34 protein-coding genes are annotated in these 26,022 nt (G+C 45.8%); 29 read left to right on the top strand and 5 right to left on the bottom strand.

The genetic code is table 11. The features are described 5' to 3' along the window. Window positions 1-5 precede the first annotated feature (5 nt). The 13 genes from GGR02_RS00435 to cobO are packed head-to-tail and all read left to right on the top strand — an operon-like array spanning window position 6 to window position 12,295. Window positions 6-830: a sirohydrochlorin chelatase gene (locus GGR02_RS00435; RefSeq protein WP_183182782.1), complete on the top strand. Its 825-nt coding sequence runs from the start codon at window positions 6-8 to the stop codon at window positions 828-830. 12 nt (window positions 831-842) lie between these two features. Further along, a complete protein-coding gene (cobK, locus tag GGR02_RS00430; protein WP_183182781.1) occupies window positions 843-1,619 on the top strand; it encodes a precorrin-6A reductase in 777 nt (258 codons plus the stop codon). Window positions 1,620-1,621: 2 nt separating this feature from the next. After that, window positions 1,622-2,269 carry a precorrin-8X methylmutase gene (locus GGR02_RS00425; RefSeq protein ID WP_183182780.1) on the top strand — a complete coding sequence of 216 codons (648 nt, stop codon included), beginning with the start codon at window positions 1,622-1,624 and terminating at the stop codon, window positions 2,267-2,269. Window positions 2,270-2,272: 3 nt separating this feature from the next. Continuing rightward, window positions 2,273-3,367, top strand: coding sequence for a cobalt-precorrin-5B (C(1))-methyltransferase (locus tag GGR02_RS00420; RefSeq protein WP_183182779.1), 1,095 nt, complete (start codon window positions 2,273-2,275; stop codon window positions 3,365-3,367). After that, on the top strand, window positions 3,354-4,562 hold the full coding sequence (gene cbiE / locus GGR02_RS00415) for a precorrin-6y C5,15-methyltransferase (decarboxylating) subunit CbiE (RefSeq protein ID WP_183182778.1): 1,209 nt from the start codon (window positions 3,354-3,356) through the stop codon (window positions 4,560-4,562). The genes GGR02_RS00420 and cbiE overlap by 14 nt, the downstream gene beginning before the upstream one ends. Beyond that, complete coding sequence (gene cobI / locus GGR02_RS00410) at window positions 4,559-5,260, top strand: precorrin-2 C(20)-methyltransferase (protein WP_183182777.1); 702 nt, start codon at window positions 4,559-4,561, stop codon at window positions 5,258-5,260. The genes cbiE and cobI overlap by 4 nt, the downstream gene beginning before the upstream one ends. Further along, complete coding sequence (gene cobM / locus GGR02_RS00405) at window positions 5,257-6,021, top strand: precorrin-4 C(11)-methyltransferase (RefSeq protein WP_183182776.1); 765 nt, start codon at window positions 5,257-5,259, stop codon at window positions 6,019-6,021. The genes cobI and cobM overlap by 4 nt, the downstream gene beginning before the upstream one ends. 4 nt (window positions 6,022-6,025) lie before the next feature. After that, complete coding sequence (locus tag GGR02_RS00400) at window positions 6,026-7,102, top strand: cobalt-precorrin 5A hydrolase (RefSeq protein WP_183182775.1); 1,077 nt, start codon at window positions 6,026-6,028, stop codon at window positions 7,100-7,102. Window position 7,103: 1 nt separating this feature from the next. Then, window positions 7,104-8,468 (top strand): cobyrinate a,c-diamide synthase, encoded by a 1,365-nt coding sequence (locus tag GGR02_RS00395; RefSeq protein WP_183182774.1) that lies wholly within the window; start codon window positions 7,104-7,106, stop codon window positions 8,466-8,468. Continuing rightward, complete coding sequence (locus tag GGR02_RS00390) at window positions 8,461-9,975, top strand: cobyric acid synthase (protein WP_183182773.1); 1,515 nt, start codon at window positions 8,461-8,463, stop codon at window positions 9,973-9,975. The genes GGR02_RS00395 and GGR02_RS00390 overlap by 8 nt, the downstream gene beginning before the upstream one ends. Next, window positions 9,968-10,999 (top strand): nicotinate-nucleotide--dimethylbenzimidazole phosphoribosyltransferase, encoded by a 1,032-nt coding sequence (cobT, locus tag GGR02_RS00385; RefSeq protein ID WP_221210604.1) that lies wholly within the window; start codon window positions 9,968-9,970, stop codon window positions 10,997-10,999. Before GGR02_RS00390 ends, cobT begins: the two co-directional genes overlap by 8 nt. Window positions 11,000-11,001: 2 nt before the next feature. Further along, window positions 11,002-11,769: a uroporphyrinogen-III C-methyltransferase gene (gene cobA, locus GGR02_RS00380; RefSeq protein WP_183182772.1), complete on the top strand. Its 768-nt coding sequence runs from the start codon at window positions 11,002-11,004 to the stop codon at window positions 11,767-11,769. Further along, window positions 11,753-12,295, top strand: coding sequence for a cob(I)yrinic acid a,c-diamide adenosyltransferase (gene cobO, locus GGR02_RS00375; RefSeq protein WP_183182771.1), 543 nt, complete (start codon window positions 11,753-11,755; stop codon window positions 12,293-12,295). Before cobA ends, cobO begins: the two co-directional genes overlap by 17 nt. A gap of 8 nt (window positions 12,296-12,303) precedes the next feature. Here cobO and GGR02_RS00370 read toward each other — a convergent pair whose 3' ends face one another. Both GGR02_RS00370 and GGR02_RS00365 read right to left on the bottom strand, forming a co-directional pair. Next, window positions 12,304-12,450, bottom strand: a complete 147-nt coding sequence (locus GGR02_RS00370; RefSeq protein ID WP_183182770.1) for a hypothetical protein — start codon at window positions 12,448-12,450, stop codon at window positions 12,304-12,306. A gap of 16 nt (window positions 12,451-12,466) precedes the next feature. Continuing rightward, window positions 12,467-12,691: a DUF3892 domain-containing protein gene (locus GGR02_RS00365; RefSeq protein ID WP_183182769.1), complete on the bottom strand. Its 225-nt coding sequence runs from the start codon at window positions 12,689-12,691 to the stop codon at window positions 12,467-12,469. Window positions 12,692-12,759: 68 nt separating this feature from the next. Here GGR02_RS00365 and GGR02_RS00360 point away from each other — a divergent pair, with 68 nt between their 5' ends. Further along, a complete protein-coding gene (locus GGR02_RS00360; RefSeq protein WP_183182768.1) occupies window positions 12,760-13,437 on the top strand; it encodes a class I SAM-dependent methyltransferase in 678 nt (225 codons plus the stop codon). 36 nt (window positions 13,438-13,473) lie between these two features. Here GGR02_RS00360 and GGR02_RS00355 read toward each other — a convergent pair whose 3' ends face one another. Beyond that, window positions 13,474-13,572 (bottom strand): YjcZ family sporulation protein, encoded by a 99-nt coding sequence (locus tag GGR02_RS00355; RefSeq protein WP_183182767.1) that lies wholly within the window; start codon window positions 13,570-13,572, stop codon window positions 13,474-13,476. A 90-nt stretch (window positions 13,573-13,662) separates the two neighbouring features. Continuing rightward, window positions 13,663-14,571: a homoserine O-acetyltransferase MetA gene (metA, locus tag GGR02_RS00350; protein WP_183182766.1), complete on the bottom strand. Its 909-nt coding sequence runs from the start codon at window positions 14,569-14,571 to the stop codon at window positions 13,663-13,665. Between the two features lie 139 nt (window positions 14,572-14,710). Here metA and GGR02_RS00345 point away from each other — a divergent pair, with 139 nt between their 5' ends. Genes GGR02_RS00345 through GGR02_RS00335 form a run of 3 tightly spaced genes read left to right on the top strand, consistent with a single transcriptional unit; the run spans window position 14,711 to window position 16,408 of the window. After that, complete coding sequence (locus GGR02_RS00345; protein ID WP_260174915.1) at window positions 14,711-15,208, top strand: PIN domain-containing protein; 498 nt, start codon at window positions 14,711-14,713, stop codon at window positions 15,206-15,208. Between the two features lie 59 nt (window positions 15,209-15,267). Beyond that, complete coding sequence (locus GGR02_RS00340; RefSeq protein WP_183182764.1) at window positions 15,268-15,744, top strand: glutathione peroxidase; 477 nt, start codon at window positions 15,268-15,270, stop codon at window positions 15,742-15,744. 13 nt (window positions 15,745-15,757) lie between these two features. After that, window positions 15,758-16,408 carry an HD domain-containing protein gene (locus GGR02_RS00335; protein WP_183182763.1) on the top strand — a complete coding sequence of 217 codons (651 nt, stop codon included), beginning with the start codon at window positions 15,758-15,760 and terminating at the stop codon, window positions 16,406-16,408. Between the two features lie 34 nt (window positions 16,409-16,442). Here the strand turns inward: GGR02_RS00335 and GGR02_RS00330 are convergent, their stop codons facing one another. Continuing rightward, window positions 16,443-16,826 (bottom strand): DUF4183 domain-containing protein, encoded by a 384-nt coding sequence (locus GGR02_RS00330; protein WP_183182762.1) that lies wholly within the window; start codon window positions 16,824-16,826, stop codon window positions 16,443-16,445. Between the two features lie 197 nt (window positions 16,827-17,023). Here GGR02_RS00330 and GGR02_RS00325 point away from each other — a divergent pair, with 197 nt between their 5' ends. The 12 genes from GGR02_RS00325 to GGR02_RS00270 all read left to right on the top strand — a co-directional run bounded on the left by GGR02_RS00325 (window position 17,024) and on the right by GGR02_RS00270 (window position 26,019). Continuing rightward, entirely contained in the window at window positions 17,024-17,407 is a 384-nt protein-coding gene (locus tag GGR02_RS00325; RefSeq protein ID WP_183182761.1) for a DUF4183 domain-containing protein, read from the top strand. A gap of 69 nt (window positions 17,408-17,476) precedes the next feature. Further along, window positions 17,477-17,911, top strand: a complete 435-nt coding sequence (locus GGR02_RS00320) for a BrxA/BrxB family bacilliredoxin (RefSeq protein ID WP_183182760.1) — start codon at window positions 17,477-17,479, stop codon at window positions 17,909-17,911. Window positions 17,912-17,949: 38 nt separating this feature from the next. Beyond that, the gene (locus GGR02_RS00315; RefSeq protein WP_183182759.1) at window positions 17,950-18,732 is read left to right on the top strand and encodes a class I SAM-dependent methyltransferase; all 783 of its coding nucleotides are present in this window, start codon (window positions 17,950-17,952) and stop codon (window positions 18,730-18,732) included. A 42-nt stretch (window positions 18,733-18,774) separates the two neighbouring features. Then, window positions 18,775-18,900: a YuzL family protein gene (locus GGR02_RS00310; protein WP_183182936.1), complete on the top strand. Its 126-nt coding sequence runs from the start codon at window positions 18,775-18,777 to the stop codon at window positions 18,898-18,900. A gap of 227 nt (window positions 18,901-19,127) precedes the next feature. Beyond that, on the top strand, window positions 19,128-20,297 hold the full coding sequence (locus tag GGR02_RS00305) for an LL-diaminopimelate aminotransferase (protein ID WP_183182758.1): 1,170 nt from the start codon (window positions 19,128-19,130) through the stop codon (window positions 20,295-20,297). Between the two features lie 88 nt (window positions 20,298-20,385). Beyond that, on the top strand, window positions 20,386-21,087 hold the full coding sequence (locus tag GGR02_RS00300; RefSeq protein WP_183182757.1) for an anthrax toxin lethal factor-related metalloendopeptidase: 702 nt from the start codon (window positions 20,386-20,388) through the stop codon (window positions 21,085-21,087). 139 nt (window positions 21,088-21,226) lie between these two features. Next, the gene (locus GGR02_RS00295; RefSeq protein ID WP_183182756.1) at window positions 21,227-22,291 is read left to right on the top strand and encodes a hydrogenase small subunit; all 1,065 of its coding nucleotides are present in this window, start codon (window positions 21,227-21,229) and stop codon (window positions 22,289-22,291) included. Between the two features lie 2 nt (window positions 22,292-22,293). After that, entirely contained in the window at window positions 22,294-24,015 is a 1,722-nt protein-coding gene (locus GGR02_RS00290; protein ID WP_183182755.1) for a nickel-dependent hydrogenase large subunit, read from the top strand. Between the two features lie 11 nt (window positions 24,016-24,026). Next, window positions 24,027-24,791 (top strand): Ni/Fe-hydrogenase, b-type cytochrome subunit, encoded by a 765-nt coding sequence (gene cybH / locus GGR02_RS00285; protein WP_183182754.1) that lies wholly within the window; start codon window positions 24,027-24,029, stop codon window positions 24,789-24,791. After that, window positions 24,781-25,257, top strand: a complete 477-nt coding sequence (locus GGR02_RS00280) for a HyaD/HybD family hydrogenase maturation endopeptidase (RefSeq protein WP_183182753.1) — start codon at window positions 24,781-24,783, stop codon at window positions 25,255-25,257. The genes cybH and GGR02_RS00280 overlap by 11 nt, the downstream gene beginning before the upstream one ends. After that, complete coding sequence (locus GGR02_RS00275; RefSeq protein ID WP_183182752.1) at window positions 25,254-25,712, top strand: 2Fe-2S ferredoxin; 459 nt, start codon at window positions 25,254-25,256, stop codon at window positions 25,710-25,712. Before GGR02_RS00280 ends, GGR02_RS00275 begins: the two co-directional genes overlap by 4 nt. Next, window positions 25,669-26,019: a hydrogenase maturation nickel metallochaperone HypA/HybF gene (locus tag GGR02_RS00270; RefSeq protein ID WP_183182751.1), complete on the top strand. Its 351-nt coding sequence runs from the start codon at window positions 25,669-25,671 to the stop codon at window positions 26,017-26,019. Before GGR02_RS00275 ends, GGR02_RS00270 begins: the two co-directional genes overlap by 44 nt. Window positions 26,020-26,022 lie beyond the last annotated feature (3 nt).

Here is a 26,022-nt window from a genome sequence, read left to right as displayed (position 1 = left end):
AGAGCGTGAAAGCCATTTTATTTGTCGGACACGGAAGCCGTGACCAAGAAGGGAACGACCAAGTCGTTCAATTTGTCGAACAACTCCGCCCGAATATCGATGTTCGTTTTCATGTGGAAACATGTTTTTTAGAGTTTGGTTTACCGACGATCGCTCAAGGGATGGCAAACTGCGTGAAGGCAGGTGCTAACAAAATTGTTGTGATTCCGCTTATTTTGCTTTCGGCAGGTCATTCGAAGCTGCATATTCCTCAAGCGATCGATGAAGCGAAAGAGCGGTATCCGCACGTGAACATCATATACGGACGTCCCATTGGCATTCATGAACAAACGTTTACGATTTTACAAGAAAGATTGCAAGAAATTGGTGAGCAGGTGGAAGCACCAGATCCACATACGGCCATTCTTTTGCTCGGACGCGGAGGAAGCGACCCAGATGCGAATAGCGATTTATACAAAATCGCTCGCTTATTTTGGGAACGAACGAACTATTCGCTTGTGGAGCCGGCGTTTATGGGGGTTACCAATCCATTGCTCGCGGAAGGGGTTGAACGTTGTATAAAGCTTGGCGCTAAAAGAATTGTAATTTTACCATACTTTTTATTTACGGGTGTGCTCATCAAGCGGCTAGAGCGAAACGTGTCAGAGTTTCGCCTTCGCTACCCGGATGTGCAGTTTTTGTTAGCGGAATATTTCGGTTTTCATCCAAAGTTAAAGACGATTGTATTGGATCGGTTAGAAGAAGCGCTCGGTCAAACGGTTTCAATGAACTGCGATCTTTGCCAATACCGGCTTCATATGGCGGAGCACCACCATCATCACCATCATTAAAGGGGGGATTGGATGATTATTGTTTTAGCAGGAACGAGCGATGCTCGGCAATTGGCGCTAGCCATTCAAACCGAAGGATATCCTGTCATGGCGACGGTCGTAACCGAACATGCAGCAGAACAGCTGCAACAAGCGGGTGTATCTGTCCATGTTGGGAGGTTAACCGCTTCACAACTAGCTGAACTTTTGCAAACAAAAAAAGCAAAAGCGGTCGTCGATGCGAGCCACCCGTTTGCCGAAGAAGCGTCGAAAAACGCAATGCAGGCGGCTTCTGCTGCCAACGTGCCATACATTCGCTACGAGCGAAAAGCGGCATCGATTATTTCGGAACAAGTGACATTTGTCGATAGTTATGAAGAAGCGGCGGAATATGCCGCGCAAAAAAAAGGGGTAGTGATGCTCACAACCGGAAGCAAGACGTTGCACATTTTCGCCAACCGATTGCTTGGGTTGCCGGATGTGCGCGTCATTGCTCGCATGCTTCCACGTAAAGACAACATGGAAAAATGTGAACAGCTACATTTTCCGCAAGAAAACATTGTTGCGATGCAAGGACCGTTTACAAAAGAGCTCGATCTCGCCCTTTTTAAACATTTCGGTGTGACGTTAGTTATTACAAAAGAAAGCGGGAAAATTGGCTTTGTCGATGAAAAAATTGCCGCGGCAAAAGAATTAGGCATTGAGACGGTCGTGATTCGTCGTCCTGCGATTTGCTATGGCACGGTATACTCCGAATTTTCCGATGTCATTTCTGCCGTACGTCAACTTGTACAAAGAGAGGGGTTTTAATCATGGATTTTCGTACCGAGTTTCGTCCTTTCACCGTCCAACCGCAACAAATCGAAGCAAAAAGCTTTCAAATCATCGATGAAGAAATCGGCGAGCATGCTTTTACGGATGAGCAATACCCAATCGTTCAACGGGTCATTCATGCTTCCGCTGATTTTGCATTAGGAAAAAGTTTACTATTTCATCCAAACGCCGTCGAAGCAGGGATTCAAGCCATTCGTTCAGGAAAAAAAGTCGTTGCCGACGTGCAAATGGTGCAAGTCGGGGTGAACAAAGCGCGTTTGGAAAAATTCGGTGGAAGCGTTCACGTCTATATTTCCGACCCGGATGTCATCGAAGAAGCGAAACGATTAAACACCACACGCGCAATTGTCGCGATGCGAAAAGCGGTGAAAGAAGCAGAAGGGGGAATTTTTGCGATCGGCAACGCTCCGACGGCGTTACTTGAACTCATTCGTTTAATCAAAGAAGGAGAGGCGCGCCCTGGCTTAGTCATCGGGTTACCGGTAGGTTTTGTATCGGCGGCAGAGTCAAAAGAAGAACTGGCGAAGCTAGACGTCCCATTCATTACAAACGTCGGCCGCAAAGGCGGAAGCACCGTGACGGTTGCGGCGCTTAATGCGCTTTCGATTTTAGCAGAGCGAGGGTAAGCGATGGGAGAAAAACAGTTGCGGGAAGGCTATACGACAGGCGCTTGCGCCACGGCGGCAACAAAAGCGGCGCTAACAGCCCTTATTACCGGAATTCCGCAAACGGAAGCAAAAATTTATTTACCGGTTGGGCGATGGGTGACTTTCTCCATCGAACATTGCGATCTTCAAGCTTCTTCTGCAACGGCTATTGTCATAAAAGACGGCGGAGATGATCCGGACGCAACCCATGGCGCATCAATCGTTGCGACTGTATCATGGACAAACAAAACGGGCATTGAGCTAGATGGTGGGGAAGGGGTTGGGCGTGTGACGAAACCAGGCCTCCCTGTTCCCGTCGGCGAAGCAGCCATCAATCCCGTGCCGCGCAAAATGATTATAGAAACTGCTCGCGAAGTGTTGGGTCAATACGAAATAACAAGCGGGGTACGCATCGTCATTTCCGTTCCAAACGGGGCGGAAATTGCGAAAAAAACATTAAACGCTCGGCTCGGAATTATTGGCGGCATCTCGATTTTAGGGACGCGCGGCATCGTCGTTCCGTTTTCGACATCTGCCTATCGAGCAAGTATTGTTCGCGCCATCGAAGTAGCGAAAGCAACAGGCTGCGACCATGTCGTCATCACGACAGGAGGGCGCAGCGAAAAGTATGCGATGAAGCAATACGCTCACTTGCCAGAAGAGGCGTTTATTGAAATGGGTGATTTCGTCGGCTTTACGCTCAAACAATGCAAAAAGCATAAGATGAAAACGGTGTCGATGGTTGGGATGATGGGGAAATTTTCAAAAGTGGCGCAAGGGGTGATGATGGTGCACGCCAAAAGTGCACCTGTCGACTTTCACTTTTTAGCAGCAGTCGCTGAAGAATCAGGCGCTTCATCAGAACTTATCCAAGCGATTCGTGAAGCAAATACCGCTTCGCAAGTTGGTGATTGGATGCAAGCAGCTGGCCATATGCGCTTTTTTGACAAGCTATGCGATTATTGTTGCCAATCGGCATTAAAAGAAGTCGGTGGCGGGCTGACGGTTGAAACAACGCTATATACGTTAGATGGTCAATGGTTAGGAAAGGCGGTGCGGCACGATGCAGCCGATTAAACTCATCGGAATCGGAGCAGATGGAAAACAAAGCTTGCCTCCGTTATACGAGCAGTGGATTTACGAAAGCGAATTGTTAATTGGGGGAGAGCGTCATCTTTCCTTTTTTCCCGATTATAAAGGAGAAACAATTGTCATTCAAAGCGGACTTGCTTCCGTTGTCGAGCGACTGCGCCACGAAACGAAACGAACGGTCATTTTAGCTTCTGGTGACCCGTTGTTTTATGGCATTGGCAGCTATTTATCAAACAAACTTCCAATCGAAGTGTATCCAGCCGTTAGCTCAGTGCAATGGGCATTTGCTAAAATGGGAGAAAAATGGCATGATGCTGCTTTTATTAGCGTCCACGGTCGTCCGCTCAAAGGATTGGCACAACGGATTGACGGATTGGAGAAAGTAGCGATTTTAACGGATGCGACAAACTCGCCAGCCGCCATTGCCGACTATTTGCTTTCGTACGGAATGACGGAATATCGCGCATTTGTCGGTGAACATTTAGGCGCACCCGATGAGCGCTGTCGCTTCTTTTCGCTAGAGGAGATGGCGAAAACCGAGTTTCTTCCTTTAAATATTGTTATTTTGCAAAAAACAAAAGAAGGTCCTACTTGGTCTTTTGGGATTGAAGACGATGAATTTTTTCAGCGCAAACCAGAAAAAGGATTGATTACGAAAAAAGAAGTCCGGGTATTGAGCATTAGTGCAATGAAACTAGAGCGGACGAGCATCGTCTGGGATATTGGCACATGCACTGGTTCGGTCGCGATTGAAGCAGCGAAAATCGCGCGCGACGGGGCGGTGTTTGCGATGGAAAAAAACGCGCACGACATCGATATTTGCCGAAAAAATATGCAAAAGTTCCGTACCGATTTTACGCTCGTCCACGGGCGTGCACCAGATCATTTGCATGAATTTCCCGATCCAGACGCTATTTTTATTGGCGGAACGTCTGGCGAAATGGCACGGCTTCTTGACGTTTGTTGCCAGCGATTGAAGCGAAACGGACGAATCGTAATTAATGCGGTGACGCTTGATACGCTACATGAAGCGATCGAAGGACTAACGGCCCGTGGGTTTCAGACAGACGTAACGCTTGCCCAAATCGCAAGAAGCAAACCGATTTTGCAACTGACGCGCTTTGATGCGTTAAATCCTATTTTTATTATTTCGGCATATAGAAAGGAAGAAAGCGAATGATTGGAACGTTATATGGCATCGGTGTCGGTCCTGGAGACCCAGAATTGTTAACGATTAAGGCGTTTCGCTATTTAAAAGAAGCAGATGTCATCGCTTATCCGAAAAAAGGGCGCGGCAGCAAAAGCTACGCCCAGCAAATTGTTGAAGCATATTTTTCGCCAGACGAAAAAGAAATGCTCGGGCTTATTTTTCCGATGACAAAAGAGAAAGCGGTGTTACAAGAAAGATGGGACGAAACAGTAGACGCTGTCTGGGCACATCTTTCGCGCGGAAAACATGTTGCATTTGTTACAGAAGGCGATCCATTGTTATATAGTACGTTTATTCATTTTATGCGAACGATGCAACAACGCTATCCCGACGTTCCGTTCGAGATTGTACCAGGCATTTCTTCGATCAACGGCGCCGCTGCTCGCTTACAGTTGCCGCTTGCTGACGGCGATGAACACGTCGCCATCATTCCAGCGCGCGACGACTACGAGGCGATGAAAAAAGCGATGGAAGAGCACGATTGCGTCATCTTTTTAAAAGTCGCCAAAGTGATAAATATGATGGTGCAGTTATTGCGGGAATTAAACTTGTTGCAACGTGCAGCGGTTGTGACGAAAGCAACGTCCAAGGAAGAAATCATCTGGGATATTGAGAAACTAGACGGGGAATCGCTCGAATATTTAACGCTTATGGTGGTGAAAAAATGATTTACATTGTCGGTGCCGGACCAGGCGACCCAGAGTTGATTACGGTCAAAGGGATGTTGCTTTTACAACGAGCGGATGCGATTTTTTATACCGATTCGCTCGTCAACGATGCGCTCTTACAATACGCCAAAAAAGAGGCAGAAATCGTTCAAACAGCAGGGATGCATTTAGAACAAATCGTCACGCAAATGGTTGAACGAGTAAAAGAAGGAAAAACGGTAGTACGCCTTCATACCGGCGATCCATCGATTTATGGAGCGACGCTCGAACAAATTGCCTTATTAAAAAAAGAAGGCATCAAGGTGGAAATCGTCCCTGGCGTTAGCTCCGTATTTGCGGCCGCAGCGGCAGCGCAAGTGGAATTGACCGTCCCCGACTTAACCCAAACGGTCATTTTAACACGGGCGGAAGGACGTACCCCTGTTCCGGAGAAGGAAAAATTGGCGGAATTGGCGAAACATCATTGTACTATCGCTTTATTTTTAAGTGCGACGCTAACGAAAAAAGTGACCAACGCGTTGCTTGAAGCAGGCTGGAGCGAAGATACGCCTGTTGTAGTCGTCTACAAAGCGACATGGCCGGATGAAAAAATCATTCGTGCGACTGTCGGGACGTTGGATGAAGCGATGCGTACAAACGGCATTCGCCAACACGCGTTAATCCTTGCAGGTTGGGCATTAGATCCAGCGATTATCGAACGGTCATATCGTTCGAAATTGTACGATAAAACGTTTACGCATGGCTATCGACGGGGGGAGTGAGCCGATGAACGCAGTCGTGGCAATTACGAAACACGGGGTCGAGATTGCTCGCCGGCTTGGCGAGCAAATGTCAGACGTGCATGTTTACTATACGAATAAATTTGCGAAAGGCGATGAAGAAGAAAAAGGGATTCACTTATTTTCCGGAAATGTTCGATTGTTAGTGCCATCGCTTTTTACGTCATATCGTGGGCTTATTTTCATCGTGTCACTCGGAGCAGTCGTGCGCATGATTGCCCCGCACGTAAAAGATAAAAAAACAGACCCAGCGGTAGTCGTCATCGATGACAAAGGCGAACACGTCATTAGCGTCTTATCTGGACATCTTGGCGGAGCGAACGAATTGACGCGGCGAATCGCTCATTTATTACAAGCACATCCGGTCATTACGACAGCGTCGGATGTGCAAAAAACAATTGCGGTCGATTTATTCGGACGTTCATTTGGCTGGGTGTGGGAATCAGACGAAAAGTTAACACCTGTAAGCGCTGCAGTTGTGAATGAACAACATGTAGCGATTGTTCAAGAATCAGGAGAACAAAATTGGTGGCAGTACGATACGCCGCTTCCAGCGAATATTCGTGTTTATCCAACGATCGGTGCGGCGCTTGCGGCAAAACCAGCTGCTGCTTTAGTAGTGACGCATCGCCTGTTAACGAAAGAAGAAGAAGCGATTTTGCAAAATGGCGTCCTATATCGTCCGAAAGTGATTGTCCTTGGGATTGGATGCAATCGCGGCACGTCGGCAGAAGAGATCGAAACAGTGATTCGTGAAACGTTAACCGAACTGCAGTTTTCGATAAAAAGCGTCAAAGCGCTCTGCACGATTGATTTAAAAAAAGACGAAGCAGGGTTACTAGAAGTCGCGCAAAAATACGGTTGGGAATTTGTATATTACACAGCCGAACAACTAAACCGCGTGCCAATCGAGCAGCCTTCGGAAACGGTCTTTCGCTATACGGGAGCATACGGCGTCAGCGAACCGGCAGCGAAATTGTATAGTGGTTCGCAGTTAGCGCTTGTGAAGAAAAAATTAGGCAATGTGACGATTTCCGTTGCCGTCATCGAGAAGGAGGGATAACATGCGCCGAATCGTCATCGCAGGAACCGGAAGCGGCGTCGGGAAGACAACGGTGACCATCGGACTAATGGCGGCGTTTACTGCACGCGGCTATACGGTACAAGGATTTAAATGCGGTCCGGACTATATTGACCCAACGTACCATGCAGCGGTAACCGGACGCCCGTCGCGCAATTTAGATAGCTGGATGGGCGGGGCGGATGTGGTAAAAGCGGTATGCCAAAAAGGGTGCGAAAGTGCGGACATTGCTATCATTGAAGGAGTGATGGGGCTGTTTGATGGAAAACGACCGACAACAAACGAAGGGTCGACCGCGGAAATTAGCGCCATCACGAAAAGCCCAGTACTATTAGTCGTCGATTGTGGAGGAATGGCACGGAGCGCTGCTGCGGTAGTTCGCGGATTTCAACAGTTCGATCCGCACGTAAACATCGTTGGCGTCATTGTTAACCGCGTTGGTAGCGAAGGCCATTTTCGCTTAGTTCAAGCCGCGATTGAGCAGATGTGCGGCATTCCAGTTGTTGGTTTTTTGCCAAAAACCAGTGAATTTTCTATTCCAGAGCGTCATTTAGGGCTCGTTCCGTCGATTGAGCGCGGCGAATTAGCAGACTTTTTTACAGCGATCGGCAAGCAAGTGGCGCAAACCGTCGACCTTGATGCTGTTTGGCGTTTGGCAGAAGCATCGCCTTTAGAAATCGAGCGGTTGTATACAACCGCTAACAAGCAATATAACGTTTGCATCGCGGTGGCGAAAGATGCTGCGTTTCATTTTTATTATCCGGAAAATTTAGAAATGCTTGAGGCGTATGGGGCAAAGCTCGTTTTCTTTTCCCCGCTTGCGGGTGAGCCGCTTCCAAGTGAGGCAGACGGGTTGTATATTGGCGGTGGGTTTCCAGAGGAGTTTGCCGCGCAACTTTCGGAACAGACAGGAATCAACCAATCGATCAAGCAAGCAATAGAATGCGGATTGCCAACGCTTGCTGAATGCGGTGGGTTTATGTATTTAACAGAAGGAATCGAAACGACGGACGGCCGCTTTTATGAAATGGTTGGCGTCATCCCAGGAACGGTTCGCATGCATACGAAATTAGCAGCGCTAGGATACCGCGAAGTCATTGGCGAAGGAGAAAACTTTTTATTGCCGAGCGGGACGGTAGCGAAAGGTCATGAATTTCACTACTCAACGTTTACGCCGAACGCAACGCCTCGTTTTGCTTATGAAACAAAAGGGCTACGCGGAACAAAAAAAGACGGATATATGACGAAAAATGTCATAGCTGGATACGTTCATTTTTATTTTCCATCTTGTCCGGAAATGGTCGAACGCTGGCTTATGCGATGTGTGCAGGTGAAGCATGATGCGTAAAGCGTTGCCGCTTATGTTTCAAGGAACGCATTCCGACGCGGGAAAAAGCATTATAACGACCGCCTTTTGTCGCCTTTTTGCCGATAATGGATGGAAAACAGCTCCGTTTAAATCGCAAAACATGTCGCTCAATTCGTACGTAACGCCCGATGGAAAAGAAATTGGCCGCGCCCAAGGAATACAGGCAGAAGCGGCTCGAGTAAGGGCGACAACAGATATGAACCCGATTTTGATTAAGCCAAGCCGAGAAAATGAAGCGCAAATTGTCGTACATGGGCGACCGTATGCGAATATGAAGGCGGGACAATATCGAGAAGAGTTTTTTTCGATTGGCTTGCAAGTGATTGAGCGCTCGCTAAAGACGCTCATGAGCGAATACGACCGGCTTGTCATCGAAGGAGCGGGAAGTCCAGCGGAAGTGAATTTAAACGATCGGGAACTTGTCAATATGCGAGTAGCCCGCATGGCGAATGCCCCTGTCGTGTTAGTCGGTGATATTGAACGTGGCGGTGTGTTTGCAAGTTTAGTAGGAACGTTGCAACTGTTAGAAGAAGCGGATCGAAAGCGGGTTATTGGGGTGATTATTAATAAATTTCGCGGTGACTATACGCTTTTAAAGCCGGGGCTTGATTGGTTTGAGGAATATACTGGCGTGCCAGTACTCGGGGTTGTTCCATATATGCATCATTTATATATTGATGCCGAAGACTCCGTGTCGCTCGCACAATTTTCGGCGAAAAAAGCAGAAAAAGCAATCGATATTGCCGTTGTTCAATATCCGCGTATTTCCAATTTTACCGACATCGACCCGTTTCTCGCCGAGCCAGATTGTAGCGTTCGTTTTGTCACCAAAGCAGAAGAAGTCGGCGAGCCGGATATATTTGTTTTACCAGGAAGCAAAAATACGATTGAAGATTTACTGTACGTGAAAGAAAGCGGCATTGCCTCAGAAATCGGTCGGTTATACAAGCAGACAGATGCGGTGATTGCTGGTATTTGCGGCGGCTATCAAATGCTTGGTCGACGCATTAGCGACCCGTTTCACGTCGAAACTCCAATCGGTGAAGTGACAGGACTGCAGTTGCTTCCGATGGATACGATGCTAGAAAAAGAAAAAACAACTGTTTGGTCAGAAGGAACGGCTTTGTTTGCTGGCGAATCTTTTTTCGTAACAGGGTATGAACTGCATATGGGACGTTCCGTGCGAACAGGTGGCATTCCGTTTATTCAATTACCTGCAGGGCGGACAGATGGCTGCAAGACGAATGATGAGCGCATCATCGGCACCTATTTTCACGATTTATTTCATAATGATAGCTTTCGTCACCATTTCTTAAATACGATTCGCCGCAAAAAAGGGCTGCCGCCGCTTAGCGAACGCCCATCATATAGAGAACTGCGTGAACAAGCGTTTCATCAACTTGCGGATTGCGTCAAACGAACTGTCCAAATCGAACGAATCGAACAAAAAATGATCGAATTTCAAAGGGGGAACTATCATGTATAATATTCCAGCATTAAACAAACAAATTGGCAACGAAGTAAGCAGCTATATCGACCAATTAACGAAACCTGCCGGAAGCCTTGGACGATTGGAGCAGCTGGCGATTGCGCTAGCAGAAATGACAGAAGCACACTTTCCAGTCGTCACTCCTCCAGGTGTACTTGTGTTTGCGGCGGATCACGGGGTCACAAAAGAAGGCGTTTCCGCGTTTCCGCAAGAAGTGACAGCGCAAATGGTATTAAATTTTGTAAATGGCGGTGCAGCGATTAACGTTTTTAGCGAGCAAATTGGCGCATCGTTTGCCGTTATTGATGTCGGGGTGGCCACTGATATTCCAGGGGAAGGGTTTGTGCAGAAAAAAGTAAAGTATGGGACGAACAATTTTTGCGAACAAGAAGCGATGACAAGAGACGAAGCAAACCAAGCCGTGACGGCCGGTTACGAACAAGCAAAAGCGATGATTCAACAAGGAATTCGTTGTCTCATTGTTGGAGAAATGGGAATTGGCAATACAACGACTGCAAGTGCATTATTAGCTGCGATTAGCAATAAATCGGTGGAGTTGCTCGTTGGCAAAGGAACAGGCATTGCGGAAGAAACGGTGCTTCATAAACGAACCGTCATCGAACGGGCATTGGCGCTCCATCAGCCAGACGCTTCTGACCCAATCGGGCTTCTTTCAAAAATCGGTGGGTTAGAAATTGCCGCGATGGCTGGTGCAATGATTGCAGCTGCCGAAGTGCGTGTGCCGATTTTGCTTGATGGCTTTATTTGTACAGTTGCAGCGCTCGTTGCTGAACGGCTACATCCGCGCGTAGTCGACTATATGATTGCTGGTCATCGTTCCCAAGAGCCGGGGCATCGTGTAGCGCTTGAGCTGCTCGGAAAAGAGCCGCTCATCGATTTAAAGATGCGACTTGGTGAGGGAAGCGGCGCAGCGGTTGCATTCCCGATTTTGCAGTCTGCAGTGACGATGCTGAAAATGGCGACTTTCGCATCTGCACAAGTGTCACAAGGCGGTGAATGAACATGAAAAAGGGAATGGTATATTTAGTCGGGGCAGGGCCGGGCAACCCAAAATTGATTACTGTTTATGGGGTCGAATGTATTGAAAAAGCGGACGTTATTATTTACGATCGGCTCGTTAGCAGTGAATTGCTTCGCTATGCGAAAAAAGAGGCGGAGTTCATTTATGCTGGAAAAGAACCAGGAAAGCACGGCACGATTCAAGAACAAATTAATCATTGGCTAGTAAAAAAAGCGAACGAAGGAAAAACGGTCGTGCGCTTAAAAGGAGGCGACCCGTTCGTCTTCGGTCGCGGCGGAGAAGAAGCGGAAGTATTAGCAAACCATCATATCCCGTTTGAAATTGTTCCAGGGGTGACCGCGGGGATTGCGGCAGCGGCATTTGCCGGCATTCCCGTCACGTACCGGAACGTCGCTACTTCGTTTACGATCGTCACTGGTCATGGGCGAAAAGAAAAAGGGGACGATCATCTCGATTGGGAGGCGCTTGCGAAAAGTGATACACTTGCTTTTTATATGGGAGTTGGCAATTTGCCGTACATTTGCGAGCAACTAATTGCGCACGGAAAACACACCGATACACCTGTTGCGGTCATTGAATGGGGAACAACAGAAAAACAACGAACGGTAACAGGGACGCTACAAACAATTGCAGAAATAGCAAAACGTGCGAACGTTTCGCATCCGGCGTTAATCGTTGTTGGGGAAGTCGTGCGACTGCGCGAATGTATCCAATGGTTTGTCGAACGAGAAGGTGACGTTATTGAGTAATGGGCGATTAATTGTCTATACAGGAGAAGGGAAAGGAAAAACGACAGCCGCTCTTGGCCTAGTGTTGCGAGCGGCTGGCAGAGGACAACGGGTGCTCGTCATTCAGTTTATTAAGTCCCCCGAACGGACGTACGGCGAGCAAATCATGCTAAAGAAACTAGGAATCGAACTATATCAACTTGGTGCTGGGTTTACGTGGACAAAAACGCCAGAAATACACCGCCAAGCGCTAAAAAAAGCATGGCAATTTACAAAAGAAAAAATAATGTCCGGCATGTATGATATGATTGTATTAGATGAACTGAACAATGCGCTCGCCATTGACCGTTTTCTAGTCGACGATATCGTGTCAATAAATGACGTCATTCAGTTGTTAAAAATGCGCCCGCCGTCGCTTCATGTGGTCATTACAGGGCGGACAGCGAAACAAGAACTGATCGACATTGCCGATATTGTTACCGACATGCAAGCGGTGAAACATGATTATCACGAAGGGGTATCGGCAAAAAAAGGAATCGAATATTAAGGGGCAGTTTATTCTGCAACGTCCGTTTTATCGTTTTGTGATTTTTTTCGTTTGTTTCCTTTGCTATTGTCGCCGCTACGCACTTCTTCGCTGAGGAAAGTCTCCGTCGGTGCGTTTTGATTGTTGCTTCCTTTACGATTATATTTTTTTGTCATTGTCAACATCCTTTCGTTAAAAAAATAATGGCAATTCCGCCATCGAGCGGTCGCTCGAAGTAATGCGAATGGAACATTCGCCGGTTTCGTCGCGAAAAACGGACGCATCTGCGATCAGCCCGTTTTCGATTTCCATCATTGCTTTTCGGTACGACAATACGCGCCCTGTCGACGTTTTAAAGTTGATAATTGCCCCTTCGTGATTTTTTTGCACCGCAACAAACGTTTCTTGTTCGTTCATCGTCATTCACTCCTTCATATACAGCTTGGTCGGGTTCGAAGATTTTTATGCAAACAGAGGTGGAGAAAATGGAATTTATTTGGCACGAAGAAGCAAAAAAGCAATGGGATGAACGAGCGTCGTTTTGGCATCAAAATAGCGAAGACATGTGGGAGCGCGGCAGCCGTAAAACAATTTTGCCATTTTTTGCGTCGTATGTTCCGAAGGGGAGTGCGATCGTTGATTTAGGGTGCGGCGACGGATATGGGGCATGGAAACTATCGCAACTTGGCTATCGCGTCGTTGGGGTTGATTTGTCGCAAGAAATGGTGGAAAAAGCAAAAGAGCGCGGGGAAGGAGAGTCGCTTCAGTTTCTCCAAGGCGATTTAACCAATTTGCCATTTGCAGAAGAAACGTTTTCTGGAGCGATGGCGATTAACTCGTTGGAATGGACGGAAGAACCGTTAAAAGCGCTCGACGAAATAAGACGGGTGTTAAAGATGGGGCATTATTTATGTACTGGGTTGCTTGGGCCGACAGCCGCTCCGCGCGTGAATAGCTATGAGCGGTTATACGGGAAGCCAGTCATTTGCAATACGATGATGCCGTGGGAGTTTGAACGGCTCGCGCAAGAAAACGGCTGGGAACTTGTCGATGGTCAAGGCGTTTATAAAAAAGAAGTCGATGACCGGCTGCTTGCCAATCTTCCGCGCGAACTAAAACAGGCGTTAACGTTTATGTGGCTGTTTATATTGCGCAAAAAATAGGAGCTTGCTTCGAAAACGAGCAAGCTCCTTCTTTCATTAATATCCTCTCATAAACGCCGTGCCAACGATGATTAACAAAATAAACAACACAACGATTAACGCAAAGTTGTTGCCGCCATGATATCCTCCACTCATTTTCTCACCCCCCTATATGCAACGTAGTACATAGTATTCGTTTTCGGGGGAGCTGGTCACGGACAATGGCGGACAAGCAAAAAATAGGAGTTATTCCCAAATATAAGGTGTTTCCTGATAGACGTAGTAGTTTAGCCAGTTGACAAATAATAAGTTAGCGTGCGAACGCCACGTATTTAACGGCTCTTTTGTCGGGTCGTCGTTTGGAAAATAGGACTCTGGAAGATGAATCGGCAACCCTTTGGCGACGTCGCGCTCGTATTCTTCTTTTAACGTTGTCGCATCGTATTCTGGGTGGCCGGTTAAAAAGATTTGTTTTCCGTCGTTGGACGCAACTAAACATACGCCCGCTTTTTCGGAAACGGATAAAATCGTTAACGCCGGTACTTTTTCAATGTCTTCTCGGTGCACATCGGTATGGCGGGAATGTGGCACGCGAAACACATCGTCAAATCCACGCAACAATTTCACGTTTTTTACTTCTAATGTATGGTCAAAAATGCCGAAGCATTTTTGCGGCAACATATATTTCGGCACTCCGTAATGATAATATAACCCCGCTTGTGCCCCCCAGCAAATATGTAGCGTCGACGTAACGTTCGTTTTCGTCCACTCCATAATATCGACAAGTTCTTCCCAATACGTGACATCTTCAAACGGTAAATGTTCGACAGGCGCACCAGTAATAATCATCCCGTCAAATTTGCGATGGCGAATGAGCGGAAATGTCGTATAAAATTGGTCGAGATGGTGTTGGCTCGTCGTTTTCGCTTCGTGTGTTTCTGGACGCAAAAACGTAATATTGACTTGCAGCGGGGAGTTGCCAAGCAAGCGCAATAGTTGTGTTTCTGCTTTTTCTTTTTGTGGCATTAAGTTTAAAATCACTATATTTAACGGACGAATATCTTGCGAATACGCCCGCTCTTCATCCATGACGAAAATATTTTCTTGTTCTAACACTTCTTTTGCCGGTAGATGTTTTGGAATGTTAATAGGCAACGTTCTCATCCTCCATTTCTTTATTTTTTAAATAATTCCATTATAAAAATATTGCGACTATTATTCAATGAATTTTTTTCCTTTCTTTTTCGGTGGTAAAATGGTGGATAAGCGATTTTTACAAAAGGAGCTGAGGAAATTGGATCCGACGGCGTTTGATAATTTGAAGACGGTGCTCGAAGGAGCGATTTATGATTTTGATTTAGACGGGACGGTAGTGGTGACCGACCGCCGCGATTGGTTGGATATCGCTCACTTTTCACGAGCGTACCGCCTGACATTTCGCTTGCCAGAAGAAACAGATGTACTATGTACAGTAGCGCTAGAGATGCATTTAGAACAGATTGCACGAGAGTTGCTGCAACAAGCCGATGCAGGTTGTGTATTAACGATCACATTTCGTCTACCGATGGAATCGGACGCCATTTGTCCATTCATCGAAAAAACGATGCGCAACATTTGGGGGGAAACACGCTTTATTCGCCAAACGTTGCAGCGCGATTACGGAAGCGGGCGGATTGCCAATGAAGTAACGATTGAATTCGGTCGGTTGATTCGGGAGGAAAATGTCGATGACTTGCTCGAGATGATTCCCTATATGCTCGAATCATTGCGGCAACTGTGTCATATGGTGTGAGCAAAAAAGTGGAAACCGTCGTACTTCTCCTTTAAGATGAAGAAAAGGAGGAATGAATCATGAGCATTTACGATTTTACGGTAAAAACGATTCAAGGAGAGGAAAAAACGTTAGCGGAGTATGAAGGCAATGTACTACTGATCGTCAACACCGCCAGCAAATGCGGATTTACGCCGCAATATAAAGAGCTGCAGGAGCTATATGAACACTATCGGGACAAAGGGTTTATTGTGCTCGGGTTTCCGTGCAACCAATTTGGACATCAAGAACCAGGAAGTGAGGAAGAAATCGCCCAATTTTGTGAGCTAAACTATGGGGTGACGTTTCCGATGTTTGCGAAAGTGGACGTCAACGGCGAGCACGCGCATCCGTTGTTTGTTTATCTAACGGAAAAAGCACCGGGAGTATTTGGAACGAAGGCAATCAAATGGAATTTTACGAAGTTTCTTGTTGACCGGAACGGACGTGTCGTCGAACGATTTGCCCCACAAACAAAGCCAAGCGAATTGAAAGCAGAAATCGAAAAATTGTTGTAGTGACGGAATCTGTATGGAAAAAGAAGCGATTATTCGAAAAACCGAGCATTTTGTCAAAGAAAAACTAGCCGACGATGCAAGCGGCCACGATTGGTGGCATATCGAACGTGTCCGCCGGTTAGGGTGCTACTTAGCGAAACAAGAAGGGGCGGATCTGTTTATCGTCGAAATGGCGGCGCTTCTTCATGATATCGCCGATGAAAAAATAGCAGGCAGCGAGGAAAGCGGAATGCAGGCGGTGCAGCAATGGCTTTGGCAACTCCCGCTTTCTCGAGCGGAAAGCGAGCATATCGTATCCGCTATTTCCACCGTTTCGTATAAAGGGGGACACGGACATCCGCCGCAAACGGTAGAGGCGATGGTTGTGCAAGATGCTGACCGATTAGATGCAATTGGTGCCATCGGTATTGCTCGTGCGTTTATGTATGCTGGCAACCGCGGGCATCTCTTATACGACCCAACGCTCCCTGTACGAGAAACGATGACGAAAGAACAATATCGGCACGAACGCAGTACAGCGATCCATCATTTTTATGAAAAACTGCTGAAGTTGAAAGACTTGCTGAATACCGAAAGCGCGAAAAAGCTAGCCGAACACCGCCATCAATTTCTTGAGCAATTTTTACAACAATTTTACCGAGAGTGGGACGAAGCAATGGAATAGGCAAATGGCGCAGGAAAAATCCTGCGCTATTTGTTTAGGTGGTAACAGTGGTTGTGGACGACGGAGCGAATTGGACAACTTCTAAAATAATAGGTGTGTTAACTAGAATAGAGATCGTTCCTGGGGGGACTTGAATTTGCAGTTTACCGACGCCTGCACCGCCCGGGGTATATGTTGAAATCCCTTTCATTTGCAAAACACCGTTAATATATACGTTATAGTAGCTATTGTTAGAAGTTAAAGCTGGAAGGGATGCAACGGCATTTCCGTTATCGTCTTTAAAACTCGCAGCGTCAATCGTTAATGTAGACCCTGGCAGAGCGACGGCTGTTGTCTTATAGAAAAAACGAGTGACAGTAGGCACAACATCTGTTGTTGTTGTCACATCCACTAGCAGTTTAATAATTTCAAGAGCCATTTTATTTCTCACCTTTCTTTGATGTTTTATATGAATAACGTCAATGCATTATACGATTTCTTTTGGAAAACGACATGGACAACTATCTAAATAAAGAAAAAAGGACTATTTGCTCAAATGATGGCACACTACGGTACGGTTTTGCATATGATGTCGTTAAAGTTTTTGCCTTCATCCGGAGAAGTTAGGTGATTGAGATGGGAAGAAAAAAGTATCGGTATGAAAAACATATCATCGCCGTGCCAAAAGTATACGACTGGATTCAGACGACTTCTACTCTCCAACTTCGTGTAACGATGCAATTCCCTTCTTGTATTTTACAGGCGGATACGTACGAATATAATGCGATATCAGATGGATATAAAACGGTATATACAAACGACGATGAGTTAAAAGAATACGGTGACCGCGGGATATTAAACCCGAACGATGTGTCATTTATTAATTTGTTTATTAACGGGGTATTGCAGCCAAAAGTATTGTATGAAGTTCAAGAAGGCATGCTCCTTTTAAAATCAACAGACGTTCCTCCAAAAGGAGCCCCGATTACGCTTCAGTTTGTTACGATTAAGCTATGTTGATTCCTTGTATTGATTTTTTCCCGTTGGCATAGTATGCTTGTTTCACTGAGTGTTGTAGGAGGGATTTGGATGTCTGCTTATGAAGAATATATGCGCCAGCTCGTGCAGCCGATGCGCGACGAGCTTGTTCGTGCTGGATTTCAAGAATTAAAAACGAGCGAAGAAGTCGAATCGTTTATGGAAAGCGTCCAAGGAACAACGTTTGTTTTCATTAATTCGGTCTGCGGCTGCGCGGCCGGATTGGCGCGACCTGCGGCCACACAAGCGATTTTTCAGAGCGAGAAAAAACCAGATCATTTAGTGACCGTCTTTGCCGGACAAGACCGGGAGGCGACGGCAAAAATGCGCGAGTATTTTGTTGGCATCGAACCGTCTTCGCCGTCAATGGCTTTATTAAAAGGAAAAGAAGTCGTTCATTTTATTCCGCGCCATGAAATCGAAGGAAATTCGATGGAAGCGGTAATGGCAAACATTATGAACGCATTCGAAGCGCATTGTTCATAAGGATGTCGTAAAGGCATCCTTTTTTCACGGAGGAAAACATGATTGTCACGACAGCAGGAAGAACGGACAACGTAATGATTCAAAAAGCAAAACAAATTGCCGCCGAGTTGACCGTTCCGTACGTGCCGCGGCAGAAAATGTCGGTCGAAGCGATTCAAACGCAATACGCAGACGATGTTATTGTTGTCGGTAAAAACAGGCTCGAAATGTATCCGCTCGATCGGTCGCCATCGTTTTTCTTTCACCCAAACTCCGCCACGTTTCGCGTCAAACGAATATTGCGCGGCGAGTCGGATCCGTTTTTAGAAGCGACCAAATTACAAGAAGGAATGTCGTTGTTAGACTGTACGCTCGGACTTGCCGCCGATAGCATTGTCGCAAGCACGGTTGTCGGCAAAAGCGGCAACATCGTCGGGCTAGAAGGAAATCGCTATATCGCGTATTTAGTCGAACAAGGACTGCGGCAGTGGGATTCGGGGATTCTTGCCATGAACGAGGCGATGCGGCGCATCCAAGTCGTTTTTGCCGATCACCGTACTTTTTTATCTTCTCTTCCAGATCACTCGTTTGATGTCGTCTATTTTGACCCGATGTTTGAACAAGCGATTGTCGAATCGGACGGCATTCAAGGCGTCAAATCGTTTGCGCTTTACACCGAGTTGACGGAGGAAGTGATTCGCGAAGCAAAGCGGGTTGCACGAAAGCGCATCGTATTAAAAGATCATTGGCAAAGCACGCGCTTTCATGCATTTGGCTTTTCCGTCTACGTTCGCAAAACAGCGAAATTTCATTTTGCGACGATTGAAGTAGCAAACGAATAGAAAGAGGAAGGAATGGGAACGTTAAGCACGGAGGTGACGGCGATGTCCAATCGAAAAAAAGACCCATCCAAAACGGGCTTAAGTGCGCCAAACGTTAAAGGGCAAGGGACGACCGAAACGGAAACGGGATATGCGCTTGATTCCGCCCGTAAAAAAACAAAACAGTAAAAACTCGCAGCCAGCCTGCGAGTTTTTATGATTCGGCGAAACAACTATAAATAAAGTAAACAACCGTTAATAGACTTGCAGCGAAAAAAATCGCATTCATCTTTTCTCCCTGCCTTTCTATCATGTTGTTGAGCGGCGAAAATATGATACACTAATCATATAAATGTGAACGGGAGTATCCCCTATATCCATAATATATACTAAAAAAACGAGAAAAAGAAAGAGGGTTGGAAATGAAACTAGCAGCGCGCATGGAAGCGTTTGGCGCTTCCGTCTTTAGTGAATTAGCAGCGCATAAAAAGTCGAAACTTTCAGAAGGGTACGAAATGATTGATTTAAGCATCGGCAGCCCAGATTTGCCGCCGCCATCGTTTGTTCGTGAAACACTTGCTTTTTACGCCAGCCAACCGGACACGTACGGTTATCCAATCGCTGGAACGAGCGAGTTTCATGAAGCAGTTGCCTATTATTATCGTACGTCGCATGGGGTATCGCTTCATCCCGACGAAGAAGTCGTTTGTTTAATGGGGTCGCAAGACGGGCTCGTTCATTTGCCGATGGCGTTTGCGAATCCAGGTGACGTTATTTTAGTGCCAGACCCAGGTTATCCAGCATATGCAGCGGGAATTGCGATGGCGCAAGCGGAAGCTTATTTGATGCCGTTACGAAAAGAAAATGGCTTTCTTCCTGACCTTCATGCCATTCCAGAAGACGTTGCGAAACGAGCAGTCATGATGATCATTAACTTTCCGGGAAACCCGGTGCCAGCACTAGCAACCGAATCATTTTTTCGCGAAGTCGTCGCGTTTGCGAAACGATACGACATCCTCGTCGTGTCCGACTTTGCGTATAGCGAACTGTATTACGACTGTCATAAACCAATCAGCTTTTTAGCGATACCGGAAGCGAAAACGGTAGGGGTTGAAATCAATTCATTGTCGAAAAGCTATAACATGGCAGGCTGCCGCATCGGGTATGCTTGCGGAAACGCGGACATTATTCGCATCCTCGCTAAATTTAAATCGAACTTAGATTACGGGGTGTTTTTGCCTGTTCAGAAAGCGGCGATTCAAGCATTAACAAAAGGCGCAGCTTTTTGCGAAGAAAGCCGCCGAATTTACGAAGCGCGCCGCAATTTGCTTATTGACGGCTTGGCGGAAATCGGCTGGAACGTTGAGCGTCCAAAAGCAAGCATGTTTGTATGGGCAGAAATTCCAAAAGGATGGACATCGCTTTCATTTACATATGCGTTAATGGACAAAGCGAACGTTGTCGTCACGCCAGGGGAAGCGTTCGGACGAAACGGAGAAGGATTTGTCCGCATGGCGCTCGTTCAAGACGAAAAAATACTCAAACAAGCGATTCAAAACATAAAAAGAAGCGGGCTCTTTTCCTAAATTTACGCATTTCCCTCCTTTTTTGCGTGTGCTATAGTAAAAACGAGATTCATAGGTTGCTAGCGCATGCATAAAGGTGGGAAACGCCGTGAAACGATGGCTCATTTGTATCGGATTTGTTGTAGTGATTGTTCCGCTTCTTTCGTTTTCGCCGTATCCAAATACGCATGGTAGTTTGCTAGGGGCGAGTTCGCTTTCATTGGAAAATCTTCCATCAAAGCAAACATTGCAACAAATCATCATTGTACCAGATACCGCTTTTGACCATGCGGAAGTAAAAAAAATCGTTCAAACGTTAGCGCATATTGATCCTCCATTATTAAAAAAAGTAGCCGAGCAACAAATTTATATAAAACTATTTACTGGAAAGTTAACCGACGAACCGTCTGTTCGGTATTTGCGCGGCAAAACCCCACGGGGATATATGGTTAAAACATGGGATGACGTTCCAGGAATTGGCGGTTCGCATCTCGTTTTAGTAAAAATCGGCCATAGTGAAAAAGGAAAAGGGCACGGCTCGGTCAACTTAGAGCTGCACGAACTTGCCCATTCGATCGACTATCTTATTTTTCATCATATTCATACAACCACGTCCTTTTTAACTATTTGGCGCGAGGAAGCAAACAAACTGTTCCCTCATAATTACTATTTTCTCGACTATCCAGAAGAATATTTTGCGGAAGCGTTTGCGTATTACTACGATACCGACGAAACACGCACCTATTTAAAAGAAAAAGCCCCGAAAACGTATGAATTTATACAACAGTTGACGAAAAGAACTCAGGAATGAGTTCTTTTTACTTTATCACTATTTACACAGTGTTAATATAGTTAAGAAAAAATTATGACATTTTCCATAAAAAAGAACAAAAAGGGAAAATATGTGTTATTTTATTGTAAACGTTATCATGTGGAAGGGGAGGAGTAGCATGGAGCGAAAGACGATTTTCGAAACGGTCCTAGACTACGGATTAACAAGACGCGACTTTTTAAAAATGTGTACCGCATTAGCGGCAACGATCGGGTTAGATTTCGCCGAAACAAATAAAGTAGTAGCGGCGATGGAAAAAAGCCCACGCGTTCCAGTCATTTGGTTACAATTTCAAGACTGTACTGGTTGCTCAGAGTCGTTCATTCGCTCAACGCATCCAAAAGTAGAAAGCGTGCTTTTTCAAATGATTTCACTCGAATATACAGAAGCGCTATCGGCTGCGTCAGGATACCAAATCGAAGAAGCAAGAAAGCACGTGATGGAGAACTATAGAGGAGAGTACATATTGGCAGTAGAAGGAAGTTTGCCGACAGATGATGCCTTTTTAACGGTTGGCGGTACTTCCGCACGAGAGACGTTTATTGAAGCAGCAAAAGGGGCTAAAGCAATTATCGCATACGGCAGCTGTTCGTCGTGGGGAGGAATTCCTGCAGCATACCCGAACCCAACAAACGCCAAACCGATTACGCATTTTGTTAACGACAAGCCCGTGATACTAGTGCCAGGCTGTCCGCCGATTGCAGAAGTGATGACAGGAGTCATTGCCCACATCATCACATTTGGTACGATTCCAGAACTAGACCATCTTGGCAGACCAAAAGCGTTTTATCGTCATCGCATTCACGATAAATGCAACCGTCGTGCCTATTTCGACGCAGGACTGTTCGCCGAATCGTTTGATGACGAAGGAGCAAGGCAAGGATATTGCTTATACAAAGTAGGCTGTAAAGGGCCGACGACATACAACGCTTGTGCAGAAATGCGATGGAACGGTGGAGTGAGTTATCCGATTCAGTCAGGAAATCCGTGCATCGGTTGTTCGGAAAAAGGATTTTGGGATAACGGTCCGTTTTATGTCCGTCGCGCGAAAATTCCTGCATCACAAACGACGATTAATCCAGAAACGATCGGCGCAGTTGCGGTTGGTGTCACCGCGGCAGGAGTAGCTGCCCATGCTGCCATTACTGCGCTTAAAAAGAAAGCGCACGAGGAGGAGGAGTGAACATGGCAGAGCGGATTGTAGTTGACCCGGTCACAAGAATTGAGGGGCATTTGCGCATTGAAGTAGATGTAAATGAAAGTGGCATCATTCAAGATGCCTTTAGTTCAGGAACAGCTGTCCGGGGAATTGAACTAATTGTTCGCGATCGTGACCCTCGTGATGTATGGGCATATGTCCAACGCATTTGCGGTGTTTGTACTACTACCCATGCATTAGCAGCGATTCGTGCGGTCGAAGATGCGCTTGATATTAAAATTCCAAAAAATGCCCATCTCATTCGCGATATTATGAACGCTGCTGTTTTTCTACATGACCATATCGTTCATTTTTACCATTTACACGCCTTCGATTGGGTCGATGTATTAAGTGCATTAAAAGCCGACCCAAACGAAACGAGCCGAATTGCGCAGTCGATTTCTCGCTGGCCAAAATCGTCGCCAGGGTATTTTAAAGACATCCAAACGAAAATTCAAAAAGTAGCGGAAAGCGGTCAGCTCGGTATTTTCGCGAACGGCTATTGGGGGCATAAAGCATACAAATTGCCGCCGGAAGTGAATTTACTAGCGGTTGCGCATTATTTAGAAGCGCTCGATTGGCAAAAAGAAATCGTCAAAATTCATACGATTTTCGGCGGTAAAAACCCGCACCCTCACTACGTTGTCGGAGGAATGGCTACCCCGATTGATATTAATAGCGACAATGCCATTCATGCAGAACGATTGATGCATGTATCGCAAATTATTGATGGGGCGCTTGAATTTGTAAACCAAGTATATATCCCAGACTTATTTGCCATCGGCTCGTACTATAAAGATTGGACATATGGCGGTGGATTAAACAACTATTTATGTTATGGCGACTTTTCGACAGGTGATATTCGTGACATTTCTCTTTACCGGTTTCCGCGTGGAGTGATTTTGAACGGAAACTTGCACGACGTACTCGATGTTGATTTAAAAGACGAAGAACAAATAAAAGAGTTTATTGACCATTCATGGTATACGTATGATGGGAAAGAAAAAGGAAACGGAAAACACCCGTGGGAAGGAGAAACGTCACTTCATTACACAGGACCAAAACCGCCATTTAAAACGTTAAATACCGCTGAAAAATATAGCTGGCTCAAATCTCCGCGCTGGAAAGAACAGCCGATGGAAACAGGGCCGCTTGCACGCATGCTTGTTGGCTATGCGCTAAAGCGGGACGAATTTGTTCATTTAATCAATGATGCATTAAAACGATTGCAATGGCCGTTGGAAGCGATGAAATCCGCATTAGGAAGAACAGTAGCACGCGGATTGGAATCCGTGCTTGTCGCTCAATGGATGCGCGATGATATGGACGCACTACTAAAAAATATTAAAAACGGTGATCAAATTACGTTCGACCGGACAAAGTGGGAACCGGAAACATGGCCGAAGCATGCAAAAGGGGTAGGTTGGCTTGAAGCACCTCGCGGATCGCTAGGGCATTGGATTGAAATTGAAAACGGCAAAACAAAAAATTACCAAGCGGTCGTTCCAACGACGTGGAACGCGTCTCCGCGCGATCATAAAAATCAACTTGGGGCGTATGAGGCTTCCTTAAAAGGAACACCGTTGCTTGATAAAGAAAAACCGTTGGAAATTTTACGAATCATTCATTCGTTTGATCCGTGCCTAGCATGTGCCGTGCATGTCACAGATGTTGTTTCTAAGCAAACAACGAACATTTACATTGGATAGGGGGATGCACGATGTCGATCCCAACAAATCCGAAAATAGAAAATGAGAAAATGAAAATTGTATGGAAAAAAACGAAACGGGCGAAAATCGTTCCAATTAACGATCGAGTGGTAAAAGTATACGTCTGGGAATTGCCTGTTCGCATTTTCCATTGGATAAACGCGCTCTCTATTTTTCTATTAATGATTACCGGTATATTTATCGGTCGACCATTTGTGTCGGCTGCAATTCAAGAAGAAGCGTACTATTCGTATTTAATGGGCTGGGCTCGTTACATTCATTTTTTCGTCGCCTTTATTTTTACGATTAACTTAGGCGTACGCTGGTATTGGGTATATAAAGGAAACGAGCACGCCACATCCAACCCTTTTCGCCTTTCCTTTTGGAAGGAGACGTTGGAAACAATCAAATATTATTTATTCATGAAAAATAAAAAGAAGCACTATATCGGTCATAATCCGCTCGCCCAATTAAGCTATTGGATTTTTATTGGAATGGGCTCCATTATTATGATGTTAACAGGCTACTATTTATTGTTTGAGCCGCAGCCGGAATCGATTTATGGAAAAATGTTTATGTGGGTTGCTTATTTGTTTGGGGGGAATAGCTTTTCTGTTCGCTCGTGGCATCATCTTGTGGCGTGGGGGTTTATGATTTTTACCGTTGTTCATGTTTATATGGCATTTCGCGAAGATTATTTGCAACGAAACGGAACGATGTCGTCGATTTTTACTGGGTATAAGATTGAAAGGAATAGTGACGAGCATGACCAATAACAAAATTACCATCCTTGGCATCGGGAACTTGCTTTATTCGGATGAAGGAGTTGGAATTCATGCACTGCCACTCATCGAAGAACAACTTTCTTCGTTCGAAAACGTTGACATTGTAGAAGGAGCAACCGATGGAATCAAATTGTTAGGATTAGTAGAGGACTCTGATTATTTGATTATTATTGATGCGGTTAACGCAGGAAAAGAGGCAGGAACAATCATTCAGCTTGTCGGCGATGAAATTCCCGCATATTGTGGCATTAAAATGTCCATTCATCAGCTAGGGTTTCAAGAAGTGCTATTAGCGGCAAAAATGCGGGAAACGTATCCGAAACAAATCGTTTTGTTCGGTATCCAGCCCGCTTCCTTAGAGCTTGGAATACAATTATCGCCAACTGTGCAAGTTCAACTGCCTGAATTAGTGAAACGAGTTGTTCAACAAATTCAAACATGGCGGGAGGCACAATGAATCGGTCGCAGTTTTTGAAACTGATTCCATATAGTTTTTTTGAAACGATTAAAGGGATTTATGCTCCATTATTGGAAGATGAGGTAAATGCTATGAAAGAAGCAGTTTCATCTGTTTATTATGCTTGGTACCCAATCGGAGAGTATGAGGGGCAAAATGAGGTAGACATCAAATACATCCGTCAAATACCAATCGCCATTTATAAACAAGGAGATTACATGCACGCTAGAAAAGCAATTTGTCCACATTGTCACGTCATGTTGCACTATATCCAAGCAGAGAATCGTTTCCTTTGTTTATATTGTGACCGAGCTTTTACTTGGGCGTCTGAAGAAAAAACATGTTCGATGTCACCATTAGCAACAAAAAAAATAAACGGTGAATGGTATGTTCGGCTAGAAAGGGATGCTTATGCACGAGATGGCGTTAATGGGGGAAATCGTCCAACTCCTTGAGCAAGATGCTATAAACCGAAAAATTGATGCGATTACGCGGGTGGAAGTGAAAGTAGGGACGCTTAGCAACGTATTGCCGGAAGCGTTAGAGATGGCGTTTGATGCTTACAAGCTACAACCAACGAACCGTTTAACAGAAACGGCACAACTTATTATTCATATCGAGCAAGCGAAAGCTGTTTGTGTCATTTGCGGGCAAGAATACGAGCCAGCGTCGCGCATCGCGCAATGTCCGTCATGCCAATTTTTGGGCGGGCGAATGATTGCTGGTGAAACGTTTCAACTGTTGGCATATGAAGGGAGCTAGTTA

It is taken from the genome of Anoxybacteroides voinovskiense (assembly GCF_014196205.1).
GTDB classification, from domain to species: Bacteria; Bacillota; Bacilli; order Bacillales; family Anoxybacillaceae; genus Anoxybacteroides; species Anoxybacteroides voinovskiense.
The sequence above is the reverse complement of the archived record's forward strand: the minus strand, read 5'-3'. Positions and strand labels throughout refer to the sequence as shown.

Excerpts from the sequence above, each read along its gene's own strand:
- cobK (WP_183182781.1), top strand. The coding sequence starts at position 843 with ATGATTATTGTTTTAGCAGGAACGAGCGATGCTCGGCAATTGGCGCTA.
- GGR02_RS00425 (WP_183182780.1), top strand. The coding sequence starts at position 1,622 with ATGGATTTTCGTACCGAGTTTCGTCCTTTCACCGTCCAACCGCAACAA.
- GGR02_RS00420 (WP_183182779.1), top strand. The coding sequence starts at position 2,273 with ATGGGAGAAAAACAGTTGCGGGAAGGCTATACGACAGGCGCTTGCGCC.
- cbiE (WP_183182778.1), top strand. The coding sequence starts at position 3,354 with ATGCAGCCGATTAAACTCATCGGAATCGGAGCAGATGGAAAACAAAGC.
- cobI (WP_183182777.1), top strand. The coding sequence starts at position 4,559 with ATGATTGGAACGTTATATGGCATCGGTGTCGGTCCTGGAGACCCAGAA.
- cobM (WP_183182776.1), top strand. The coding sequence starts at position 5,257 with ATGATTTACATTGTCGGTGCCGGACCAGGCGACCCAGAGTTGATTACG.
- GGR02_RS00400 (WP_183182775.1), top strand. The coding sequence starts at position 6,026 with ATGAACGCAGTCGTGGCAATTACGAAACACGGGGTCGAGATTGCTCGC.
- GGR02_RS00395 (WP_183182774.1), top strand. The coding sequence starts at position 7,104 with ATGCGCCGAATCGTCATCGCAGGAACCGGAAGCGGCGTCGGGAAGACA.
- GGR02_RS00390 (WP_183182773.1), top strand. The coding sequence starts at position 8,461 with ATGCGTAAAGCGTTGCCGCTTATGTTTCAAGGAACGCATTCCGACGCG.
- cobT (WP_221210604.1), top strand. The coding sequence starts at position 9,968 with ATGTATAATATTCCAGCATTAAACAAACAAATTGGCAACGAAGTAAGC.
- cobA (WP_183182772.1), top strand. The coding sequence starts at position 11,002 with ATGAAAAAGGGAATGGTATATTTAGTCGGGGCAGGGCCGGGCAACCCA.
- GGR02_RS00370 (WP_183182770.1), bottom strand. The coding sequence starts at position 12,450 with ATGACAAAAAAATATAATCGTAAAGGAAGCAACAATCAAAACGCACCG.
- GGR02_RS00365 (WP_183182769.1), bottom strand. The coding sequence starts at position 12,691 with ATGAACGAACAAGAAACGTTTGTTGCGGTGCAAAAAAATCACGAAGGG.
- GGR02_RS00360 (WP_183182768.1), top strand. The coding sequence starts at position 12,760 with ATGGAATTTATTTGGCACGAAGAAGCAAAAAAGCAATGGGATGAACGA.
- GGR02_RS00355 (WP_183182767.1), bottom strand. The coding sequence starts at position 13,572 with ATGAGTGGAGGATATCATGGCGGCAACAACTTTGCGTTAATCGTTGTG.
- GGR02_RS00340 (WP_183182764.1), top strand. The coding sequence starts at position 15,268 with ATGAGCATTTACGATTTTACGGTAAAAACGATTCAAGGAGAGGAAAAA.
- GGR02_RS00335 (WP_183182763.1), top strand. The coding sequence starts at position 15,758 with ATGGAAAAAGAAGCGATTATTCGAAAAACCGAGCATTTTGTCAAAGAA.
- GGR02_RS00330 (WP_183182762.1), bottom strand. The coding sequence starts at position 16,826 with ATGGCTCTTGAAATTATTAAACTGCTAGTGGATGTGACAACAACAACA.
- GGR02_RS00325 (WP_183182761.1), top strand. The coding sequence starts at position 17,024 with ATGGGAAGAAAAAAGTATCGGTATGAAAAACATATCATCGCCGTGCCA.
- GGR02_RS00320 (WP_183182760.1), top strand. The coding sequence starts at position 17,477 with ATGTCTGCTTATGAAGAATATATGCGCCAGCTCGTGCAGCCGATGCGC.
- GGR02_RS00315 (WP_183182759.1), top strand. The coding sequence starts at position 17,950 with ATGATTGTCACGACAGCAGGAAGAACGGACAACGTAATGATTCAAAAA.
- GGR02_RS00310 (WP_183182936.1), top strand. The coding sequence starts at position 18,775 with ATGTCCAATCGAAAAAAAGACCCATCCAAAACGGGCTTAAGTGCGCCA.
- GGR02_RS00295 (WP_183182756.1), top strand. The coding sequence starts at position 21,227 with ATGGAGCGAAAGACGATTTTCGAAACGGTCCTAGACTACGGATTAACA.
- GGR02_RS00290 (WP_183182755.1), top strand. The coding sequence starts at position 22,294 with ATGGCAGAGCGGATTGTAGTTGACCCGGTCACAAGAATTGAGGGGCAT.
- cybH (WP_183182754.1), top strand. The coding sequence starts at position 24,027 with ATGTCGATCCCAACAAATCCGAAAATAGAAAATGAGAAAATGAAAATT.
- GGR02_RS00280 (WP_183182753.1), top strand. The coding sequence starts at position 24,781 with ATGACCAATAACAAAATTACCATCCTTGGCATCGGGAACTTGCTTTAT.
- GGR02_RS00275 (WP_183182752.1), top strand. The coding sequence starts at position 25,254 with ATGAATCGGTCGCAGTTTTTGAAACTGATTCCATATAGTTTTTTTGAA.
- GGR02_RS00270 (WP_183182751.1), top strand. The coding sequence starts at position 25,669 with ATGCACGAGATGGCGTTAATGGGGGAAATCGTCCAACTCCTTGAGCAA.